At 55.7% G+C, this 15,886-nt stretch carries 16 protein-coding genes and 2 tRNA genes; 7 read left to right on the forward strand and 11 right to left on the reverse strand.

Annotated elements, in window-relative coordinates; all coding sequences use genetic code 11:
• Nucleotides 1–115 precede the first annotated feature (115 nt).
• On the forward strand, nt 116–898 hold the full coding sequence (locus tag L362_RS17130; protein WP_023343964.1) for an MBL fold metallo-hydrolase: 783 nt from the start codon (nt 116–118) through the stop codon (nt 896–898).
• A gap of 72 nt (nt 899–970) precedes the next feature.
• On the forward strand, nt 971–1,606 hold the full coding sequence (locus L362_RS17125) for a carbonic anhydrase (protein ID WP_008500605.1): 636 nt from the start codon (nt 971–973) through the stop codon (nt 1,604–1,606).
• Nucleotides 1,607–1,634: 28 nt separating this feature from the next.
• On the opposite strand, the gene L362_RS17120 is transcribed toward L362_RS17125, so the two are convergent.
• The 4 genes from L362_RS17120 to mdtK all read right to left on the reverse strand — a co-directional run bounded on the left by L362_RS17120 (nt 1,635) and on the right by mdtK (nt 5,034).
• Complete coding sequence (locus L362_RS17120; RefSeq protein WP_023343965.1) at nt 1,635–3,230, reverse strand: FAD-NAD(P)-binding protein; 1,596 nt, start codon at nt 3,228–3,230, stop codon at nt 1,635–1,637.
• A 119-nt stretch (nt 3,231–3,349) separates the two neighbouring features.
• Nucleotides 3,350–3,426, reverse strand: a tRNA-Val gene (locus tag L362_RS17115).
• Nucleotides 3,427–3,430: 4 nt separating this feature from the next.
• Nucleotides 3,431–3,507: transfer RNA gene (locus L362_RS17110), tRNA-Val, on the reverse strand.
• Nucleotides 3,508–3,660: 153 nt separating this feature from the next.
• Complete coding sequence (mdtK, locus tag L362_RS17105; RefSeq protein WP_021241123.1) at nt 3,661–5,034, reverse strand: MdtK family multidrug efflux MATE transporter; 1,374 nt, start codon at nt 5,032–5,034, stop codon at nt 3,661–3,663.
• 225 nt (nt 5,035–5,259) lie between these two features.
• On the opposite strand from mdtK, the gene L362_RS17100 reads away from it, so the two are divergent.
• Nucleotides 5,260–5,901 carry a riboflavin synthase gene (locus L362_RS17100; RefSeq protein ID WP_008500602.1) on the forward strand — a complete coding sequence of 214 codons (642 nt, stop codon included), beginning with the start codon at nt 5,260–5,262 and terminating at the stop codon, nt 5,899–5,901.
• A gap of 31 nt (nt 5,902–5,932) precedes the next feature.
• On the opposite strand, the gene cfa is transcribed toward L362_RS17100, so the two are convergent.
• Together cfa and punC are read right to left on the reverse strand one after the other, a co-directional pair.
• Nucleotides 5,933–7,081, reverse strand: coding sequence for a cyclopropane fatty acyl phospholipid synthase (cfa, locus tag L362_RS17095; protein ID WP_008500601.1), 1,149 nt, complete (start codon nt 7,079–7,081; stop codon nt 5,933–5,935).
• 298 nt (nt 7,082–7,379) lie between these two features.
• Nucleotides 7,380–8,579 (reverse strand): purine nucleoside transporter PunC, encoded by a 1,200-nt coding sequence (gene punC / locus L362_RS17090; RefSeq protein ID WP_023343967.1) that lies wholly within the window; start codon nt 8,577–8,579, stop codon nt 7,380–7,382.
• A gap of 114 nt (nt 8,580–8,693) precedes the next feature.
• On the opposite strand from punC, the gene punR reads away from it, so the two are divergent.
• Nucleotides 8,694–9,605 carry a DNA-binding transcriptional activator PunR gene (gene punR / locus L362_RS17085; protein WP_008500598.1) on the forward strand — a complete coding sequence of 304 codons (912 nt, stop codon included), beginning with the start codon at nt 8,694–8,696 and terminating at the stop codon, nt 9,603–9,605.
• 17 nt (nt 9,606–9,622) lie between these two features.
• On the opposite strand, the gene purR is transcribed toward punR, so the two are convergent.
• On the reverse strand, nt 9,623–10,648 hold the full coding sequence (purR, locus tag L362_RS17080; RefSeq protein ID WP_023343968.1) for an HTH-type transcriptional repressor PurR: 1,026 nt from the start codon (nt 10,646–10,648) through the stop codon (nt 9,623–9,625).
• A gap of 297 nt (nt 10,649–10,945) precedes the next feature.
• Here purR and L362_RS24600 point away from each other — a divergent pair, with 297 nt between their 5' ends.
• Nucleotides 10,946–11,035 carry a cytochrome bd-I oxidase subunit CydH gene (locus L362_RS24600; protein WP_008500596.1) on the forward strand — a complete coding sequence of 30 codons (90 nt, stop codon included), beginning with the start codon at nt 10,946–10,948 and terminating at the stop codon, nt 11,033–11,035.
• Between the two features lie 163 nt (nt 11,036–11,198).
• On the forward strand, nt 11,199–12,365 hold the full coding sequence (locus L362_RS17070) for an MFS transporter (protein WP_021241126.1): 1,167 nt from the start codon (nt 11,199–11,201) through the stop codon (nt 12,363–12,365).
• 38 nt (nt 12,366–12,403) lie between these two features.
• On the opposite strand, the gene sodB is transcribed toward L362_RS17070, so the two are convergent.
• Nucleotides 12,404–12,985: a superoxide dismutase [Fe] gene (gene sodB, locus L362_RS17065; protein ID WP_021241127.1), complete on the reverse strand. Its 582-nt coding sequence runs from the start codon at nt 12,983–12,985 to the stop codon at nt 12,404–12,406.
• A gap of 122 nt (nt 12,986–13,107) precedes the next feature.
• The gene (locus L362_RS17060; protein ID WP_023343969.1) at nt 13,108–13,881 is read right to left on the reverse strand and encodes a C40 family peptidase; all 774 of its coding nucleotides are present in this window, start codon (nt 13,879–13,881) and stop codon (nt 13,108–13,110) included.
• Nucleotides 13,882–14,219: 338 nt separating this feature from the next.
• Between L362_RS17060 and grxD the strand changes: the two genes are divergently transcribed.
• Entirely contained in the window at nt 14,220–14,567 is a 348-nt protein-coding gene (gene grxD / locus L362_RS17055; RefSeq protein WP_003832760.1) for a monothiol glutaredoxin 4, read from the forward strand.
• A gap of 75 nt (nt 14,568–14,642) precedes the next feature.
• Here grxD and rnt read toward each other — a convergent pair whose 3' ends face one another.
• Both rnt and gloA read right to left on the reverse strand, forming a co-directional pair.
• Nucleotides 14,643–15,302 (reverse strand): ribonuclease T, encoded by a 660-nt coding sequence (rnt, locus tag L362_RS17050; RefSeq protein WP_008500592.1) that lies wholly within the window; start codon nt 15,300–15,302, stop codon nt 14,643–14,645.
• Between the two features lie 95 nt (nt 15,303–15,397).
• A complete protein-coding gene (gloA, locus tag L362_RS17045) occupies nt 15,398–15,805 on the reverse strand; it encodes a lactoylglutathione lyase (protein WP_008500591.1) in 408 nt (135 codons plus the stop codon).
• Nucleotides 15,806–15,886 lie beyond the last annotated feature (81 nt).

The raw sequence follows: 15,886 nt of genomic DNA on the forward strand, positions 1-15,886 counted from the left end.
CTCTGTTCGGTTTTTGATACTGGCACAGTATAGGGTAAAAAACGCCAGCAATGTACCTCGCAGCACATAAGGATAATCCCTGCCATACTCAGTGCTTTATCACTGAGGAGCGCTCATGATTACACTCTGTAGAACCTGCGGTACTTCTTATGAGGGAACGCCGGAGAGATGTGCCATTTGCGAGGATGAACGTCAGTATGTTCCGGCCAGCGGCCAGGCGTGGATCGATTACGCGACGGTAACGGCGACACACGCCAACAAATGGCAGCAGCTGGAGCCGCAGTTATTCAGTATCAAGACAGTACCCGCTTTTGCCATTAACCAGCGGGCACTCCTCCTGCGTACCCCCCACGGTAACATTCTCTGGGACTGCATCGCCAACCTTGATCCTGCAACCCAAACGCTCATCGCCGCACTCGGCGGTCTTCGCGCGATTGCGATTTCGCATCCGCACTATTACACCACGATGCAGGAGTGGGCCGCGGCTTTCGACGCGCCGGTCTATCTGCACGTAAGCGATAGCGAGTGGGTGATGCGCGGCAGCCCGGCGATTCATTTCTGGGATGGCGATGCGCTGGAGATAGTACCGACGGTTACGCTGCTGCGTCTCGGCGGGCATTTTGCGGGCGGAACGGTACTGCACTGGCAGGAGGGCGAGGGCGTTTTACTGGCGGGAGATATTTTGCAGGTGACCCCAGGGAAAGAGGCCGTGTCGTTCATGTGGAGCTACCCGAATATGCTTCCGCTGCCTGTCCGTACGGTTGAGGACGTTACCCGGCGCCTGGCGGGAAAATCGTTCGCCCGTCTTTACGGCGCGTTCGAAGGGCAGAACATTCCGGCAAACGCCGATGACATCGTGCAGCGGTCGGGCCAGAAATATATTGCTTGTCTCAAGTGAAGCACGGTGGGTAAACTTTGCGAGTGTGATCTCGATCATGCCTAAACGAAAACAGATAAAAGAGAAATTGCTATGCAACATATCATTGAAGGTTTTCTCAGCTTTCAAAAAGAGATTTTCCCGCAACGTAAAGAGCTCTTTCGCAGTTTAGCGTCCAGCCAGAATCCCAAAGCGCTGTTTATCTCCTGCTCCGACAGCCGTCTGGTCCCTGAACTGGTCACCCAGCAAGAGCCGGGACAACTCTTTGTTATTCGTAATGCTGGCAACATTGTTCCACCGTTCGGGCCGGAGCCAGGCGGCGTCTCTGCAACTATCGAGTACGCGGTAGTGGCGCTGGGCGTGACCGACATCGTGATCTGCGGTCACTCCAACTGCGGCGCGATGAAGGCGATTGCCGATAACGCGAACCTGGAGCCGATGCCTGCTGTATCGCACTGGCTGCGCTATTCCGACGCGGCAAAAGCCGTGGTAGAGAAGAAAAGCTGGGATAAGCCGATCGATAAAGTGAATGCGATGGTGCAGGAAAACGTCTTTGCGCAGCTCAGCAACATCAAGACCCACCCGTCCGTCGCGGTGGGCCTGCGTAATAACTCGCTTCGCCTGCACGGCTGGGTATACGACATTGAAAGCGGCAAAATTCTCGCCCTGGATAAAGCGACGAAAAGCTTCGTCTCGCTGTCTGAAAACCCGGAAGTGTTCTTCGAATAATCTCGCGTTGCAGGGCATGGAAGCCCTGTCAGTTCTCCACGTACGGTAACCGACGCCGTATACCTGAGGCCGGTTTTTCAGCCGCCTTCGCCATCGCTTCTGCAATCTCCGCACACTCTGCCAGCCCCTGAACGAAGGGACGATCGTGCATCAGCCACGGTATTGCGCCGAAGGCGATGCGCCCACGAACCGTTTCTGGCGCTTTTAACGTGTAATCCTCGCCGATGTCGGGGATCTCATCGCCCGTCTCCTCAAGCTGTCTGCGCAGCGATGGGAAAGGCAGATCGTTTGTTTTAAGCGGCTTTTGCCCGCGCGCATCAATAAAGACGTCGAAACGATAAACGGTCTCTTGTGTGGTGATGACTGTCCGATCGCTGCCGGCATCAAGCGTGTAATCATCGCCCAGCGCCGCCACGCTAATGATGCCGGCCTCGCGAAGCGCAAGCAGCCTGCGGATAGACTGCGGCGGGATGGCGGCATAGTTGTCGATAAACACGCGGGCGAGGCCCTGCTTAAAGCGTTTTCTGTCCTGCTCGCTAAGATGGGGAACGATCTCCTGAACGACCTCATGCAGCCGCAGCACGGTATAGCGCCAGGCCACGGTGCGCCGTTCGCGTTTATTGCGTTCAACCTCGTTGAGATTCTCTTCCGCCCAGGTAAAGGGCCCGTGGCGCTTACGATCCTCAAACCAGGCCTCACGAATGGTGTCCGCATTCAGCGTATGCAGAGACATTTTCTCGCACCACGCCGGGTCGGCGAGTTCAAGCTCTTTCACCATCAGGGCAAAGACTCGGTCAAGCAGGCCATCCGGTCCTTTGGCTATCTCGCTTTCCACTACGAATTCGGTCAATACCGACAGCGGTTCATAAGGGATGGGGCAGTAAAAATCGGCTTCCGGGAGAATGCCCGTCCGTGACATCAGCGTAATGTTTAACCCTTCGCTGCCGCTGTCGAGGATGAATTTACCGTCACGAAACTCGCCGTGCTGCATCACCACCGCCATAGCCGCGTCCAGGCCGCTCAACGAGGTGCCCATAATGCCCACGCGACAAGGGGGAATGCGGGCGTCCATCAGGCCGGACCACGGGCTTGGGAAGAACGTGCGCGTGGCTTCATCCTCCTCTGGCCAGACGTGGCCGGTGGCAATAACCGCCAGGTCGAATTGATCCGGTAAGGTACGGTCGTTGACCGAAATCGTCACGCCGGTTGTCGAAGGGATGATGTCGGTGACCTTCGCGGATTCATGGACCTCAACCTGGAACCCCAGCTTTTTCGCCTCTTTTACGATTGAACGAAAGCTGTCGCGAAAATACTCTCCCAACAGGAGCCTGGGCAGGAACTGCCGATCGTGCAGGCTGGCTTTATCAACTTTAAAACGCGTCAGATGGTCGTCGCTTTGCTCCTTAAGCCAGTCGAGGTAGGTCATAAAAATGGGCGGGATTTCAATGCTCGCAATGTTCGCCAGCATCAGCCGGGAATTATCGTCATCGTTATAGGGCATGCCCACGCCAGCTTCATCGGCCTGTTCAAAGACGGAAACGGAGAGTGGGGTATTGTTATTAAGCAGATGATAAAAGGTGTAAATTCCCGTGGGGCCGGAGCCGATAATCGCGATCTTCTTCATCAACACGTTTCCTGTGTTTTTTTCCATAGGAAAAGCGTAGCAGGAGAATAATGATGAAAATAAGGGATTAAGAAAATTCAGGGTAACTGAGGAGAATTTGCACCATTTCAGGACTGAAATGGTGCGTCCGAGTGGACTCGAACCACCGACCCCCACCATGTCAAGGTGGTGCTCTAACCAACTGAGCTACGGACGCAGAATGGTGCGTTCAATTGGACTCGAACCAACGACCCCCACCATGTCAAGGTGGTGCTCTAACCAACTGAGCTATGAACGCAACGTGTTGTCGGTGACAACGGGGACGAATATTAGCGGCACAGCACCGAGGTGGCAAGAGGGAAAATGCAATTTTCTCTCTGATTTCACGCGATTGCTGCATTACCGCGCAAAGTGAAGAGAAAGTAGCCGCCGGGTGGCGGCTACTGCGTATTTAACGTGCAGCGCGTTGCAAAATGATCGTTGATGGCTGGCGCTGCAGGAAGCGCATGCGCAACATCATCATAATTGCCGCCGACGTCAGGCCGATGATAAAGCCCATCCAGAACCCCGCGGGTCCCATGCGGTCAACCACCAGGTCGGTCAGGGCCAGAATATACCCACACGGCAGACCCAGCACCCAGTAGGCGATGAAGGTGATAAAGAAAATGGAACGCGTGTCTTTATAGCCGCGCAGCACCCCGCTGCCAATCACCTGGATGGAGTCCGAAATCTGGTAAATCGCGGCCAGCAGCATCAGGTGCGAGGCCAGCGCGACGACTTCCGGATTGTCGTTGTAGAGCAGGGCAATCTGCTCGCGCAGCGCCACGGTAAAAAGCGCCGTGCAAATGGCCATGCAGACACCGACGCCCAGTCCGGTGCGCGCGGCGGTTTGCGCATCGAGCGTCGAGCCTTGCCCCAGGCGGAAGCCCACGCGAATCGTCACTGCTGCGGCCAGCGACATCGGCAGGACAAACATCAGGGAGCTGAAGTTGAGCGCAATCTGATGCCCGGCGACGTTCACAATGCCCAGCGGGGAGACCAGCAGGGCGACCACGGCAAACAGGGTCACCTCAAAGAACAGCGCAAGGGCAATCGGCAACCCTAACTGCACCAGGCGCGTCATGATGTTCCAGTCCGGCGTGCTGAATCTGTTCTCGTTACGAATATCGCGCATGGAGCGGGCGCGCTTCACGAAGGTCAGCATTGAGAAGAACATGACCCAGTAAACGGCGGCCGTCGCCACGCCGCAGCCGACGCCGCCCAGCTCCGGCATCCCGAAATGACCGTAAATAAAAACATAGTTAACGGGAATGTTGACCAGCAACCCGATAAAGCCCATCACCATGCCGGGCTTGGTTTTCGCCAGACCTTCACACTGGTTACGCGCCACCTGGAAGAAGAGATATCCAGGTGCCCCCCAGAGCAGGGCGCGCAGATAGCCCACGGCTTTGTCCGCCAGGGCCGGGTCAATGTTATGCATAGCGCGAATGATATGGCCCGCGTTCCAGAGCACGACCATGATCAGCACAGAGACAAACCCGGCCAGCCAGAAACCCTGGCGGACCTGATGGGCAATGCGCTCGCGGCGCCCCGAGCCATTGAGCTGAGCGATAACAGGCGTGAGCGCGAGCAGCAGACCGTGGCCGAACAGGATGGCCGGAAGCCAGATTGACGTGCCGATAGCAACGGCCGCCATGTCGGTGGCGCTGTAGCCACCTGCCATTACCGTATCCACAAATCCCATTGCGGTCTGGGCCACCTGCGCGACGATCACGGGTATAGCCAGTGCCAATAACTGGCGCGCTTCATTCATGTACTTCTGCACGTGAACACCTTTATTTTGTAGTTATATGAGAGACTAAAAAAGCCGCCGAAACGGGCAGCAAGAAGAAAATGCAGGGGGGTGCCAGCTATTGTAGCGGGCTTTAGCTATTTATCTAGTGAAAAAATCGCCAGAAAATGCGCTCCGCTGGCAACCTGTTTTTCCAACTGTTATTGTGGAGGGATTAAACGGTGTCATCACCGTTCGGAAAAAACAGGAGTTGTAAGCATGTTTACTGGTATTGTGCAGGGCACTGCCAAAGTGGTGTCCATTGATGAAAAACCTAATTTCCGTACTCATGTTGTTGAGCTGCCGGAATATATGCTTGAGGGCATCGAAACCGGCGCCTCGATTGCCCATAACGGCTGCTGCCTGACCGTGACCGAAATTAACGGCAACCAGATTAGCTTTGATTTAATGAAAGAGACGCTGCGGATCACTAACCTGGGCGAGCTGGTGGTAGGCGATACCGTCAACGTTGAGCGCGCGGCGAAGTTCAGCGATGAGATTGGCGGCCATTTGATGTCCGGGCACATCATGACCACTGCCGAAGTGGCGAAAATCGTGACCTCGGAAAATAACCGTCAAATCTGGTTTAAAATGCAGGACCCGTCATTAATGAAATACATCCTCTATAAAGGATTTATTGGCATTGACGGGATTAGCCTGACGGTGGGAGAGGTGACGCCAACGCGTTTTTGCGTGCATTTAATTCCTGAAACGCTGCAGCGCACCACGCTGGGCGCGAAAAAATTGGGGCATCGCGTGAATATCGAAATCGATCCGCAAACCCAGGCCGTGGTTGATACGGTTGAGCGCGTGCTGGCAGCAAAAGAAGCCGCAATAATAAAGACCGCAGAAGAAGAATAAAAAATAACCCCGGCTATCCGGGGTTATTTTTTTAGCGTGCGACACGCAGTCCGTGTTCGATCCCCCGGCTGAATACTACCTGCCAGAGCTGAATATCCCGTGCGCGAAACGCCCCCGCGCAGGCATTCAGATAATAGCTAAACATCCGTTTAAATCGTTCTGAATAGTTGTCCGCAATCTCGGGCCAGGCTTTCTGGAAACGTTCATGCCACGCCATTAAGGTGGTGTCGTAGTCCGCGCCAAAGTTATGCCAGTCTTCCATCACGAAATGGGATTCACTGGCGTTGGCAATCTGGCGAACGGACGGTAAACAGCCATTCGGAAAGATGTATTTATTGATCCACGGGTCAACGTTGTTGTCGGTCCGCTTAGAGCCGATGGTGTGCAGCAGGAAGAGGCCGTCCGGTTTCAAATTACGATCCACCACCTCAAAGTAGGTGTCGTAGTTTTTTGGCCCCACGTGCTCGAACATGCCGACGGAAACGATCCGGTCGAACTGCTCGTTCAGGTCACGGTAGTCCTGCAGCCGGATATCCACGTCAAGACCCTGACAGCGCTCCCGCGCCATTTTTTGCTGTTCCGCTGAGATCGTCACGCCGACCACGCTGACGCCGTAGTGCTTCGCCATAAAATACGCCAGCCCGCCCCAGCCGCAGCCGATATCCAGCACGCGCATGCCGGGCTGTAGCTGCAGCTTCTCGCTGATCAGGCGCAGCTTGGCCTGCTGTGCTTCCTCAAGCGTCGACGCGTCTTTCCAGTAGGCGCAGGAATATTGCATGAAAGGGTCCAGCATGCGGCTGAACAGGTCGTTGCCGAGATCGTAATGTTCTTTGCCGACGATCCATGCGCGTTTTTTACTTTGCAAGTTAAACAGTCGGGCAGAGGCGACACGCAGGGTGTCTTTCAGATTGCGGGGGAGTTGATTTTCCAGACCGGCGCGCAACACGCTGGCAAAAAAGATATCCAGACGTTCGCACTCCCACCAGCCGTCCATATAGCTTTCTCCCAGGCCTAACGATCCTTCCCGCAACACGCGTTTAAAAAAGTCGGGATGCTTAACCTGGGGATCGGATGGCGAAGATCCGTTGATAGTGATGCCTGCTCGACCTAACAGTTCACTGACGATCCGGGACCAGTTGTCGTCCGGAACGCTGACTTCTTCTATACACGATGAACTCATAGCTTCTCCATCACCCTGATGTGATCAGAACCTTCAAACAGCGTAGACGCTTTTTTTGGTTTGTGAGAAATCTCACGGTAAATACCGCGAGGCTAGTATCCGACGTAGAACAGAGGAAGGGAGATAACCCTTGCCGAAATGCCTTCCATGGTAAAACGGGAGCACTCCGGCTCCCGTTAACACTTAATATTTATCGTATTTAATCGAACCAAATTTAGTATAGGCCTCAAAATTTGGTGATTCAATAGAAAATTGTTAGCAACCTAATCACTGAAATGTAACATGATTTCAGGCGCAATCAGGCATGCGAAGTTTCCACCTGTGCGCCGTTATCCTGCTCGCGCTGCGCGGACGCCTGCATGCGGAAACCCAATACCGCCAGCGCTACGGTGAACAGCATCACGCTGGTGGTGGTTAACAGCGGCGTCGCAATCAGCGCCGAGACCACCAGACTTGCGAGGAAGCACAGACCCAGCTGCAGGGTATTTTGCAGCGCGGCGGCGCGGCCTGTCGCCTGCGGGAACGGACGTAACGCCTGTGCCACCACGATCGGATAAATCGCTCCGTTTGCCACGGCCATCACGCAGAAGGGGACCAAAATTTCAGCCAGACCCGCGCCCGGAATAAACCCGACGGCCCAGGTACCGATGACGCTCAGCGCATAGAGCACCAGCAGCCATGGCAGCATCTGCTGACCTTCCCATTTTTGCAGCGCCGCGCGGCAGCCGTACCCGCCCACCAGGAACGCGATGGTCTGCGGAACATAGCTCAGACCGATGGCCGCCGGGCTGTAGCCCATATCGTGCAGAATAAACGGCGAGCCGGTGAGCCACGCGAAGAAGCTGGCCGAACAGGCGGCATAAATCAGGACATTCCCGCGATACGCCTTGGCGCTCAGCAGGGAGGTGAAGGTAATCGGCGTCGCGTCGGCATGCGCCTCTTTTTTATGCGCGGGCTTAAGGGCAAACGCCGGCAGCATCAGCACCAGCGTGATGGCAAACAGCGTGGCAAAAATGGCCTGCCAGTCAAAGTGCGCGAGGATCCAGCTGCCCAGCAGCGGAGCCAGGGCAGGGGAGAGGCCCACCAGCGGCATAATGGTGGCGAAAATACGGTTTGTGCGATTAGCCGGGTAGTAGTCGGTCACCAGCGCCTGCCAGGTCACCGCCGCGGCACAGACGCCCACGGCCTGAACGAAACGCAGCACCAGCAGCCAGGTAGCATCGCGCACCCACAGCATCCCCAGGCAGCCCACGGCAAAAATGGCCAGACCCAGCAGCAGCACCGGTTTACGGCCGAAGCGATCCGAGAGCGGTCCCCAGAGCAGCTGGGCGAAAGCAAAACCGGCAAGGAACAGGCTCAGGCTGGCGCTGATGGCCGCCGCAGGGGTTTGCAGGTCTTCCTGCATCGCAGCAAACGCGGGCAGGTACATGTCGGTGGCCAAAAAGCCCAGCACGCTTAAGCCGCCGAGCCAGACTAAAAATCCTTTCCTGGGTTGCATTCTTTTATTCTCCTGAGGAGGCAGGTGTACGTTGGCGCAGAGTGTAGGGAGTGCAAAGCGGCTTGTGAAACGCTAATATTTGGCGGGTGCATTCAAATTTTTTGCAGGCAGAAAATGTGGTCAGATTATTCTCTTGAAGTGGTCGATGCTGTTGCGCGTAACGGCAGCTTTAGCGGTGCAGCGCAGGAGTTGCACCGCGTCCCTTCGGCCATCAGCTACACGGTGCGTCAGCTTGAGGAGTGGTTGGCGGTTCCGCTGTTTGAACGGCGGCATCGCGACGTGGAATTAACGCCCGCCGGAGCATGGTTTTTGAAAGAAGGGCGTTCTGTTATCAAAAAAATGCAGATCACCCGCGAACAGTGTCAGCAGATCGCCAACGGCTGGCGGGGGCATCTCGCCATCGCGGTAGATAACATCGTGAAGCCGGAACGCACCCGACAAATGATCGTGGATTTCTATCGTCATTTCTCTGACGTCGAGCTACGGGTCTCGCAGGAGGTGTTCAACGGCGTCTGGGATGCGCTGGCGGACGGCAGGGCGGAGATGGCGATTGGCGCGACGCAGGCGATCCCGGTCGGGGGACGTTACGCCTTTCGCGACATGGGGATGCTGAGCTGGAAATGCGTGGTGGCCAGCGATCATCCTCTGGCAGCGATGGAAGGTCCGCTGAGCGACGATACGCTGCGCAACTGGCCGTCGCTGGTGCTGGAGGATACGTCCCGTTCATTGCCCAAGCGTATCACCTGGCTTCTGGACAACCAGCGGCGGGTGGTGGCCCCTGACTGGGAATCATCGGCGACGTGCCTCAGCGCCGGGCTGTGCGTCGCGATGGTGCCCGCTCATTTTGCGCGTCCGCGCATCGATACCGGAGAATGGGTTGAACTGACGCTGGAGAATCCGTTCCCGGACGCGGCCTGCTGCCTGACCTGGCAACAAAATGATGTCTCGCCCGCCATGGCCTGGCTGCTGGATTATCTGGGGGACAGCGAAACCCTAAACCGGGAATGGTTACGGGAGCCAGCGTAGCTGGCCCCGTAAAGGGATTAACGACGGTAGTCGCGGAACGGACCGTCCGCAACGGAACGGCGTTCAATCAGGCGCGGGTGAACTTCAATGGACTGCGACTCTTCGCGCTTGTTGACGATCCTGTCCAGCAGCATATTGAAGGCCGTTTCGCCCAGCGAATCTTTTGGCTGGTGAATGGTTGTCAGCGCCGGGGTGAAGAAGCGCGCGTTGCGCACGTTGTCATACCCGATCACGGAAATATCCTGCGGTACGCGCAGACCCAGCTCATCGGCGGCGCAGAGCGCGCCCATGGCCATGATGTCACCCCCGCAGAAAACGGCGGTCGGGCGGTGCTGCTGGGAAACGATCTGCTGCATCGCGCGGTAGCCTGATTCCGGCTCAAAGTCGCCCTGTACGATCCAGTTTTCCGGCACGGCAATCAGCGCTTCTTCCATCGCTTTCATAAAACCGGCCAGACGGCCCGCGCCGGTGTTACGCTCCAGCGGACCCGGGATCACGCCAATCTCGCGGTGACCGCGTTCGATCAGGTAACGACCCGCCATGTAACCGCCTTCGAAGGCGTTGTCGATAACGGAGTCGGTGAAGTCCGCGCGCGCTTCACCCCAGTCCATGACCACCATGGGGATATGGCGATACTCTTCCAGCATCGACAGCACGGATTCCGGGTACTCGGAACACATCACCAGCAGGCCATCGACGCGCTTTTGCGCCATCATCGACAGGTAGGCGCGCTGTTTTTCTATGCTGTTCCACGCGTTGCCCAGAATCAGGGTATAGCCTTTCTGGAAGCAGTTCTTCTCTACCGCTTCTATGATCTCGGCAAAATAGGCCGCTTCACTGCTGGTGGCCAGCAATCCAATGGATTTGGTGTGATTAACCTTGAGGCTGCGCGCAACCGCACTTGGCGAATAGTGCAGCTCTTTGATTGCTGCCCAGACGGCGTTGCGCGTCTCTTCCGCCACAAAGCGGGTTTTGTTAATTACATGTGATACGGTTGTAGTGGAAACGTTTGCGCGTTTTGCTACGTCTTTAATTGTTGCCATTAAATGTCACTCCAGACCATATCCTAAACTCCTGAAAAACTTGAAGGTAAACGTTTGCCTTCTCTCACCCTTATCACGCAATCTTGAATTGCGGCACGCCGGGAAAACGACACGGGACGTCAGGAGGGGGTCAATGGCCGGTACGCTAATAAATTTAGCGTGGAATTTTGTCCTATCTTGATGAAAAGGGGAAGAGGTAAAGTGTTTATCAGCCTAAATCCAGGAAGATTTTTGACGTAAATTATGCAAAAATGAGCAGGCTCACTTTTCGTGGGGGGATTAAAAGGAGAAAAATTGATGAGTTCCGATCTGAAGTTTTCGCTGTTCACCACCGTGGTTGTGCTGGCTCTGATTGTCGCGGCGGGTCTGACGGCCGCGCTGCACTGATTTACGCGGAGGGAGAGCCTTCTCCCTCCCGCTCCCCCCGATTGTTACTCCTAAGGCAAAAATCTTTTGCCATTTTGTTAACTTCTCATTTTTTGTGATTGATGTCATGCTTTCCGCTTCTTTGTTCTGTGTCACCACATGACACGGCATCCGGAGTTGACGCATGAAAATCAATTTTCCCCTGCTGGCCCTGGCGATTGGCGCTTTTGGGATTGGCACCACTGAATTTTCCCCGATGGGGTTACTGCCCGTTATCGCCCGCGGCGTGGACGTCTCGATCCCTGCGGCCGGCATGTTAATCAGCGCCTACGCCATTGGCGTGATGGTGGGGGCGCCGCTGATGACGCTTCTTCTTTCACACCGCGCGCGCCGCAATGCGCTGATTTTCCTGATGGCGATTTTCACCCTCGGCAACGTGCTTTCGGCCATTTCGCCGGACTACACCACGTTGATGCTGTCGCGTATTCTGACCAGCCTTAACCACGGCGCGTTCTTTGGGCTGGGGTCGGTTGTGGCGGCAAGCGTTGTGCCGAAACACAAGCAGGCCAGCGCCGTGGCCACCATGTTTATGGGCCTGACCATCGCTAACATCGGCGGCGTTCCTGCGGCAACCTGGCTGGGCGAGGTCATTGGCTGGCGGATGTCCTTCCTGGCGACGGCCGGACTGGGCGTGGTCGCGATGGTGGCCTTGTTCTTCTCCCTGCCAAAGGGCAGCGCCGGAGAACGTCCGGAAGTGCGTAAGGAGCTGGCGGTGCTGATGCGCCCGCAGGTGCTCTCCGCGCTGCTGACCACCGTGCTGGGGGCAGGGGCGATGTTTACCCTCTATACCTATATTTCACCTGTGCTGCATGACATCACCCACGCAACGCCTCTCTTTGTGACCGCGATGCTGGTGCTGATTGGCGTAGGCTTCTCGATTGGCAACTATCTCGGCGGGAAATTTGCCGACCGTTCCGTGAGCGGAACGCTGAAGGGCTTCTTAACCCTGCTGATTGTTATCATGATCGCCATTCCGTGGCTGGCGCGTAACGAGTTTGGTGCCGCGATCGCAATGGTCGTCTGGGGGGCTGCAACGTTCGCGGTGGTGCCACCGCTGCAAATGCGCGTGATGCGCGTCGCGCATGAAGCGCCGGGCCTCTCATCCTCGGTCAATATTGGTGCTTTCAACCTGGGCAATGCGCTCGGTGCGGCGGCCGGTGGGGCCGTGATTTCCGGTGGGCTGGGGTACAGTTTTGTGCCGGTGATGGGGGCGATTATTGCCGCGCTCGGTCTGCTGCTGGTGATGATGTCGGGTCGTAAACAGCCAGAAGCAGCCTGCGCTGCGGAATAAACCAAAAACGCAGAAGGGCGAACCCTTCTGCGTGTCTCTTACGCGGCGAAGTTCTTCGCCACAAAGTCCCAGTTAACCAGTGCCCAGAAGTGCTCCAGGTAGTTAGGGCGCGCGTTGCGGTAATCGATGTAGTAAGCGTGTTCCCATACGTCCACGGTCATCAGCGGCTTCGCGCTGGTGGTCAGCGGGGTGCCTGCGTTAGAGGTAGACACGATAGCCAGTTTGCCATCCGCCTCTTTGACCAGCCACGTCCAGCCTGAACCGAAGTTCTTGATGGCGGCATCGGTGAACTTCGCTTTGAATTCCGCGAAGCTGCCAAAGGCGGCGTTGATGGCGGTAGCCAGTTCACCGACAGGTTCGCCACCGGCGTTTGGCGCCAGGCAGTGCCAGTAGAAGGTGTGGTTCCACACCTGAGCGGCGTTGTTGAATACGCCACCCTCAGCGCTGCGGACGATCTCTTCCAGCGTTTTGCCTTCAAAATCGGTGCCCTTGATCAGGTTATTCAGGTTGGTGACGTACGTCTGGTGATGCTTGCCGTAGTGATATTCCAGGGTTTCCGCAGAAATGTGCGGGGCCAGGGCGTCTTTTGCATACGGTAGTGCAGGTAATTCGAACGACATTGCTTCTCTCCTTATTGTATTTTGTGTTGCCAATAACCACACAGACAACAAGGACAGGATAGCAAATTGAAAGAGTATGCAAAAGAGGAACTTACCCTGCCACGGGTGTGGCAGGGCAGGGGTTAGCGAATGGTTTTCGGCGTCATCACGCGACGCGCGCCGACGTAATGGCGCACCCAGTAGTCTTCACTGAGCGAGGTGATCTGAATATCCTGGCCGCTACGCGGTGACTGGATGAATTTTCCGTTGCCGACATAGACGCCAACGTGGTCAGCCGTCCCGCGGCCCTGCGTGCGGAAGAAGACCAGATCGCCATTCTCCAGCTCTCCACGGTTGACCGGGGAAGCGTCGCGCAGGTGGTACATCTCGTTGGCGGTACGCGGAATGCGGAACTTGACCAGATCTTTATAGGCGTAATAGACGAGGCCGCTGCAGTCAAAACCGGTACGTGGCGAAGTCCCGCCCCAGTGATACGGTTTGCCAATCTGCCCCATCAGCTTGTTCATTGCGGTTTTTTGCGCTTTCTGGACGCGCACTTTATGCACTTCCGCTATTTTTGTGACCTTGGTGCATTTCGCCTTATGGCCTTTACGCGCGATGCATTTTTCAGTCACGAGGTTAGCGGCGGTTTGCGAAGCTTTACTTTTGGCGGTGTGGGCAGTGCGGGAAGAAGTGGTTTTCGTCTTGCTGGAAGCGGTTTTTTTAGTCTGTGTGGTTGTCTTTTTCTTGTCGTTCTTAGCGGTGGTTTTTTTCTTACGTTCTGTGGCTTTCACCAGATGGTTTTTTTGTACAGCAGAATGCCGCGCCTGCTGAGAGGCGTTTGCCACTGGCGTGAAGGTGAGTGAAGTAAACAGTAAAGCACAGAGCGTGATCGAGATTTTAGTTATCCGCGCCACTGGGCAGTCCCCTGATAAATGCAGGTCATCAATAATACCCGCGTGTGATTTACAAAGCCCGTCGATTCTAATCCATAAAAAGCCAGAAAGTTAATAGCATTTTTCAATCTACGATCCTGTTTCGTTAGCAAGTGCAAAAAAATTCATCGTTCTGTCGTACATTTGCCCATTCCCTAAGCAAAACCCTGACTGACGCAGGGGTAAACACCATTTGCAATGCAACTTTTCATCACTCGGAGTAGAATGTCTATACGTGACAAAAATGTTATTTTCCGATGCCAGTCTGAACCGCTACAATGTCAGACGAATGCCGTAACAGAAGTTAAAGGAAGCAAGACATGAGCACCACTATTGAAAAAATCCAGCGCCAGATCGCTGAAAACCCGATTCTGCTGTATATGAAAGGTTCTCCAAAGCTGCCAAGCTGCGGCTTCTCCGCGCAAGCGGTTCAGGCGCTGTCTGCCTGTGGTGAGCGTTTTGCTTACGTTGATATCCTGCAGAACCCGGACATCCGCGCTGAGCTGCCTAAGTACGCGAACTGGCCGACCTTCCCACAGCTGTGGGTAGACGGTGAACTGGTTGGCGGCTGCGATATCCTGATTGAAATGTATCAGCGCGGCGAACTGCAGCAGCTGATCAAAGAAACCGCGGCGAAGTACAAAACGGAAGAGCCGGACGCAGAGTAACTTTCTGCGGAAATAAAAAAGCGACCTGCTATGTGGTCGCTTTTTTTTTGTCGGGTGGCGCTGCGCTTACCCGACCTACGATTGGCGCTCGGCCTCATCATCCATCGGCAGCGGCCAGCCGCCCAGACGCTTCCAGCGGTTGACGATCTCACAGAACAGCTCTGCGGTACGCTCCGTGTCATACAGCGCGGAGTGCGCCTGCGTGCCATCGAACGGAATGCCAGCCGTAATACAGGCCTTTGATAACACCGTTTGTCCCAGCGCCAGGCCGCTCAGCGCGGCGGTATCGAAGGTCACAAACGGGTGGAAGGGATTGCGCTTGAGCGCGGCCCGCTCGGCGGCGGCCATGGTAAAGCTGTGATCGAAGGTGGCGTTATGAGCCACCATAATGGCGCGGCTGCAGTTGCTCTCCTTCATGCCTTTGCGCACCATTTTAAAAATGGCGTGCAGCGCATCATATTCACTGACGGCACCGCGCAGCGGGTTATGCGGATCGATACCGTTAAACGCCAGCGCTTCCGGCTGTAAGTTTGCCCCTTCGAAAGGTTCAACGTGGAAATGCAGCGTGGTGTCCGGTGTAAGCCAGCCCTGTTCATCCATCTTCAGCGTGATGGCGGCAATTTCGAGCAGCGCATCGGTTTTAGCGTTAAATCCGGCTGTTTCTACATCAATGACAACGGGATAAAAACCACGAAAACGGTCGCACAGACCGCTAAATTGAGCGTTATCGGACATCAGGGTCTCTTACATGGGGAAAAAGCAGAGCGCATTATGGCAAATTTTGCGGGGTGATGCAGTAAAACTACGGGCGCACGTTGCGCCCTGAGGGATCAGTTGCCCAGACCGCGACCGGCGTCTTTGGCTTCAATCAGCTCGATTTTGTAACCGTCCGGATCTTCCACAAACGCAATCACGGTGGTGCCGCCTTTTACCGGTCCCGCTTCGCGCGTAACGTTACCTCCATTTTTGCGAATGCGTTCGCACGCGTCGGCCGCGTTGTCCACTTCCAGCGCGATATGGCCGTAGGCCGTGCCCAGCTCATAGCTGTCAACGCCCCAGTTGTAGGTCAGCTCGATCACCGCTTCATCCGTTTCCGGGCCGTAACCCACGAATGCCAGCGAGTATTTGTATTCCGGGTTTTCGCTGGTGCGCAGCAGCTTCATGCCCAGGACGTTAGTGTAGAAATCGATTGAACGTTGCAGGTCGCCAACGCGCAGCATGGTGTGAAGTAGGCGCATAATTTCCTCATTAACCAATGGAATAAAAAGCTTTTTGAACAGAAACGATGTTTTAGTATAGCGGCGAAGTGTCGCCGCTAT

The sequence above is a fragment of the Enterobacter sp. MGH 16 genome, assembly GCF_000493175.1.
GTDB lineage: Bacteria > Pseudomonadota > Gammaproteobacteria > Enterobacterales > Enterobacteriaceae > Enterobacter > Enterobacter roggenkampii.